The sequence below is a fragment of the Protofrankia sp. CiP1_Cm_nod3 genome (genome assembly GCF_982290655.1).
The window spans coordinates 7602-12952 of the sequence record NZ_CEVIVD010000103.1 but is presented as its reverse complement, the minus strand read 5'-3'; the positions used below and the strand labels follow the sequence as shown (position 1 = coordinate 12952).

The 5351-nt window shown below is 72.1% G+C and carries 4 protein-coding genes; 3 read left to right on the top strand and 1 reads right to left on the bottom strand.

Features of this window, described 5'->3' with window-relative positions; translation table 11 throughout:
• Positions 1 to 34: 34 nt before the first annotated feature.
• Positions 35 to 943, bottom strand: a complete 909-nt coding sequence (locus tag AC5LUJ_RS17620; RefSeq protein ID WP_250286117.1) for a TauD/TfdA dioxygenase family protein — start codon at positions 941 to 943, stop codon at positions 35 to 37.
• Positions 944 to 1791: 848 nt separating this feature from the next.
• On the opposite strand from AC5LUJ_RS17620, the gene AC5LUJ_RS17615 reads away from it, so the two are divergent.
• The 3 genes from AC5LUJ_RS17615 to AC5LUJ_RS17605 form a co-directional block, all read left to right on the top strand.
• Positions 1792 to 3486 (top strand): FAD-dependent oxidoreductase, encoded by a 1695-nt coding sequence (locus AC5LUJ_RS17615; RefSeq protein WP_493465315.1) that lies wholly within the window; start codon positions 1792 to 1794, stop codon positions 3484 to 3486.
• A complete protein-coding gene (locus AC5LUJ_RS17610) occupies positions 3483 to 3848 on the top strand; it encodes a 4Fe-4S dicluster domain-containing protein (protein ID WP_250286097.1) in 366 nt (121 codons plus the stop codon). Before AC5LUJ_RS17615 ends, AC5LUJ_RS17610 begins: the two co-directional genes overlap by 4 nt.
• A 114-nt stretch (positions 3849 to 3962) precedes the next feature.
• The coding region (locus tag AC5LUJ_RS17605) for a sulfatase-like hydrolase/transferase (protein ID WP_493465314.1) at positions 3963 to 5351 on the top strand (1389 nt) is incomplete at its 3' end.

The following is a 5351-nucleotide window of genomic DNA, read 5'->3' as shown; positions in this document are numbered from 1 at the left end:
CCGGCGGCCCGGGCCGTGTGTGTGGACGGGGTGGCTATGCGGCGAGCGGGGTGTAGTGGGAGGCGTCGTCCCCCTCGACGGCGTAGCTGCGCCGGCCGTCCACCCCGACCGGTACGTCGCCGGCGACGGTGACCCGGTGCAGCAGCCGCGGCAGGTCGCCGTAGTCGTCCACGCCGTAGTGCTGGGTGCTGCGGTTGTCGAAGAAGACCAGGTCACCGGGGGCCCAGCGCCACCGGACGGTGTTCTCCGGCCGGGTGACGTAGGTCTGCAGCAGGCGGAGGATGTCACGTGACTCGGTCACGGACAGCCCGACGACGCGCTGCGCGAACCCGCCGATGAACAGGCCCCGCTCACCCGTCTCGGGATGGACGCGGACCACCGGGTGGGCGGTCCGGTACTTCCGGGAGACGAAGATCTCGCGGTACTCCTTCGTCCGCGCCGTCTCGGCCGGCGGGATCGCGTAGTCGTAGTCGTTGGTGTGCTCCGCCCAGATCCGGTCGGCCAGTTCGCGCAGGTCGCCCGGGAGGTCCTGGTAGGCGGTCACGGAGTTGGCGATGAGGGTGTCCCCGCCGGCCGGGGGGATCACGACGGCGCGCAGGGTGCTCGCGGCCGGCGGGGACACGACGAACGTGACGTCGGTGTGCCAGTTGTTGGCCCGCCCCTCGGCCGAGTCCACCCGCAGCACGTTCGGGCTGCCGGCCAGGGACGGGACGGTGGGGTGCGCCGTGGTGAGCGCGCCGAAACGGGCGGCGAAACGCTGCTGCCCGGCGTCGTCGATTTCCTGCCCGCGGAAGAACAGTGCCTTGTGCTCGACGAGCGCGGCCCGGACCGACGCGATGACGGTGTCGTCGCCGAGCGCGTCACGAAGGTCCACGCCGACGATTTCGGCGCCGATCCGTCCGGTTACCCTGCGGATGTCGAGATCCGTGCTGACGGCGGCCATGTCGCTCCTTGGCGGTCCGGGAACGTGAGTGTCCGACGGCGCGGAGGGAACCACGGGAGAGGCCGCGGAGGAAACATGGCCGCGCCGCCTTCGGTCCTTCAGTCCTTCGGTTTTCCTGCCGGTTCTCCTCCCGGCCGGCGGGGAGAAGCGTTCCGGCGGCCGGCCCCGACGGTTTCCTCGTCGGCCCGTGTCGCCATGCTCGTGTCCGCCGCGGAACGGGTCAATATTTAGCGGTCCGGTGAAAATAATTCGGCGGGGCCGTCCGCGCCGGTGGACGATGCGGACACGATGAGTGGATGCCGCTCCACCCAGGAAGGCGGCGGGGCCCGGGATCCGGAGCGATCATGATCGCTCCGCCTTCGCGCCGTGTCGGCCGCTCCCGTGGGTGGGTTGACAGCCGGCCATTCCTGCCGACATAGTCGCCAACATGTCGGGGAACAGGCTGTCGGTCCGGCGGGTGGTGGACCATGTCCGTGTCGTCAGTGGACCGTGTCAATTCTGGTCGAATTTAGGTTGATCAGAACTGGCATTTTCGTGGTATTTTCCGGAAGCATTCAACAGTCGTTCGGACGCGATTCCGTCTGTCACTGACAGTGGTGACGGAAATCATTTTTCGGGTCGTAAAACATATCGATGGTGATATCGGTCCGCGGATGGCTGGCGAAATCGCGGAAATTTTCGGCCCGGCTGGTGCCCGGAGACCCACCCGTCCCGATCATGATTCGGCCGGCTGCCGAGAACCGAGAACCGAGAACAGGGATCCTGATGAGTGACCAGCCCCGCCAGCCACACCGACACCGCGACGTGTCCTCGACATGTGCCGGCCAGGCCGGCGTCGGCGGCCCACGGTGAGCGCCGCGTCGAGACGCCGTCCGCGGCTGGTCGCGGCCCCCGCCGAGACCGACGTCCTCGTGCTCGGCGGAGGCCCGGCCGGGACGTGGGCGGCGCTGGCGGCGGCAGGCCGCGGCCAGCGGGTGACGCTCGCCGACAAGGGCTACTGCGGCACCAGCGGCTCGACGGCGGCCGCCGGTAACAACCTGTGGTACCTGCCGCCGGGTGGGAGCGCCCGGTCGGAGGCCATCGCCGCCCGGGAGACCGCCGGCGGCCATCTCACCGACCGACGCTGGATGGCACGCGTCCTCGACCGGACGTGGCGGGCGGTCGAGCAGCTGACGGACTGGGGCTATCCGTTCCCGGTGGCCGACGACGGCACCCCGCAACGCGGCAGCCTGCAGGGCCCGCAGTACATGCGGCTGATGCGCCGCCAGGTCCGGCGCGCCGGCGTCGTCATCCTCGACCAGTCACCCGCCCTTGAGCTGCTGGCCGACCCCGACGGTGTCGTCACCGGCGCCGCCGGCGTCCACCGCCAGCGGGGCGGCGAGCCCTGGCGGGTGCGGGCCGGCGCCGTGGTCCTGGCGACCGGGGGCTGCGCCTTCCGGTCCGGTGCGCTGGGGCTGAACGTGGACACCGGCGACGGCGCGCTGATGGCCGCGGAGCTCGGCGCCGAACTGTCCGGGATGGAGTTCTCCTGCCAGTACGGCACCGCGCCCGCCTTCGGCGCGCAGACCAAGGGCCTGATGTACCAGTTCGCCGTGTTCACCGACGCCGACGGCGCCGAGCTGGCCACCGCCGCGTTCCCCGGTGGGCTGCTCGACGTACAGCGGGCGGCGCTGCGCACCCAGGTGCACGCCCGGCTCGAGCGGGCGGCGCCGCACCTTCGGGAGGCGATGCGCTGGTCGCAGCCGAACTTCTTCCTGCCGTTCGACAAGCTGGGCATCGACCCGTTCACCCAGCGCTTCCCCGTCCGTTTCGTCATGGAGGGCACCGTGCGCGGGACGGGCGGGCTGCGCGTGGTCGACGACGGATGCGCGACCACCGTCCCCGGGCTGTTCGCGGCCGGCGACGCCGCGTCCCGCGAGCTCGTCACCGGCGCGATCAGCGGCGGCGGCAGCCACAACGGCTCCTGGGCGATCTCCTCCGGCGGCTGGGCCGGCGCGGCGGCGGCCCGGTTCGCCGCACGGCGCCCGGCCGGCTGGCCGTCGGCGCCCCTCACCCCCGCCGGCGGCGCGGGGCTGCGCGCCCGGGCGGGCCGCGGCGACCTGCGGCACGAGGAGGTGGTGGCCGCCGTCCAGGAGCGGGTGCTGCCGCTGCGGCACAACAGGTTCAGGACGGCGGCGGACCTGCGCGAGTCGCTGGCCGTTCTCGACTCACTGTGGTCGGCCGTCGTCAACGGGCTCGCACCGGACGGCGACGCCCACAGCATCACCCCCACCCGGGAGGCCGCGGCGATGCTCGCGCACGCCCGGTGGATGTACCGCGGCGCGCTGTCCCGGCCGGAAAGCCGCGGGCTGCAGGTCCGCCTGGACCGGCCAGGGACCGACCCGGCCCTGGCCCACCGCATCCGCGTCGGCGGCCTCGACCAGGTGTGGACGGCCGCCGAGAGCATCGTCGCCGGAACCACCGTCGCCGGAAGTGCCGCCGCTGTCCCTGTTCCCGGCGCCGTTCCCGGCGTTCGCCGTCCCGAGGAGGTGCCGGTCCTGTGATCGAGGTGGTCAGCGACAGCAGGTGCGTCGACTGCGACATCTGTGTCGAGGTGTGCCCCACCAACGTCTTCGACGCGGTCGACGGCGGCCATCCGGTGATAGCCCGGCAGTCCGCATGCCAGACCTGTTTCATGTGCGAGGCCTACTGCCCGGCCGACGCGCTGTTCGTGGCTCCGCTGGCGGGCCCGGCGCCGGCCGGGTCACCGCTGCGGGACGAGGCGTTCCTCGAAGCCCACGACCGGTTCGGGGAGTACCGGCGCTGGCTCGGCTGGGGCCACGGCCGCCGGCCCGGCAGCCTGCTGGACCGCACCCACGTCTTCACCGCGCGCTTCCGCCCGGCGCCGGAGGCATCCGGCCGGTGAGACAGGCGGGACCTCCGCGAAGACCGAACGAGGACACCCGATCCGAGCAGTGACAAGCCTGCTCCAAGTAGTGACAGGCCCGATCCGAGCAGCGACAAGGCAGGGAACAAGCACATGTCGACGTCCCGCGAGCCCGAGCCCGGAACCGGGCCCCGGCCCGTCCCGCGTCCCGCTCCCGCCGGCACGCGGCGCGACCCGTACGCCGGGTTCGGCGGCCGGATCGGGCGCACCTTCGGCGAGTCGGAGCCGGCGTGGCCGTCCCGCGTCCGCCCGGACGGGCGCGCACCCAACATCGTCGTGGTGCTCGTCGACGACATGGGGTACAGCGACATCGGCCCGTTCGGCGCCGAGATCGCCACGCCGGCCCTGGACCGGCTCGCCGCACAGGGTGTGCGGCTGACCAACTACCACACCATGCCGCTGTGCTCGCCGGCCAGGGCAGCCCTGCTGACCGGCCTGAACCCGCACCGCGTCGGATACGCCATGGTGGCCAACGCCGACCCCGGATTCCCCGGCTACGGGATGGAGATCGCCGACGACATCCCCACCCTGGCCGAGCTGCTGCACGACGCCGGATACGCCACCTACGCGGTCGGCAAGTGGCACCTGGCGCGCGACTCGGCGTCCAACGCGGCCGACGACCGGCGCAACTGGCCGCTGCGGAAGGGCTTCGACCAGTACTACGGCGTGCTGGAAGGGCTCACCAGCCTGTTCCACCCGCACCAGCTGGTACGGGACAACAGCCCGCTGGACATCGACGAGCTGCCCGACGGCTACTACTACACCGACGACATCACCGACCAGGCGATCTCGATGGTGACGTCGCTGCGGGCGCACGACGCCGACAAGCCGTTCTTCCTCTACGTCGCGCACAACGCCGTGCACGGTCCGTTGCAGGCCAAGCCCGAGGACGTCCAGCGTTACCGGGGCCGCTACGACGGCGGCTGGGACGCGCTGCGGGAGGCCCGTTTCGACCGGCAGCGCGCGGCCGGCATCTTCCCCGCCGACACCCGGCTGCCGCGGCGCAACTTCGAGGCCGGACACGAGGTGGGCCCCTGGGCGGAGCTCACCCCGGAACAGCAGCGGCTGTACGCCCGGTACATGGAGGTCTACGCCGCCATGGTCGACAACATCGACCAGAATCTCGGACGGCTGCTGGACACCCTCGCCGCGCTCGGCGACCTGGACAACACGATCGTCATCTTCACCTCCGACAACGGAGGCACGGGCGAGGGCGGCGCGGAGGGCACCCGCAGCTACTTCAAGCGTTTCGTCCAGCATCCGGACCTGCCCGCCGACTGGGACCCCGACGTCGAGCGCGACCCCGACCTCATCGGCGGCCCGCGCAGCCTGGTGCACTACCCGCGCGGCTGGGGGATGGCCTCCAACACGCCGTTCCGGCTGTACAAGGGCCAGACCTACGCCGGCGGGGTGCGGGTGCCGTTCATCCTGTCCTGGCCGGCCGGCCTGCGCGCACCCGCCGGCGACGCCGGCATTCGGACA

Coding starts and splice junctions, on each gene's coding strand:
- AC5LUJ_RS17620 (WP_250286117.1), bottom strand. CDS start 943: ATGGCCGCCGTCAGCACGGATCTCGACATCCGCAGGGTAACCGGACGG.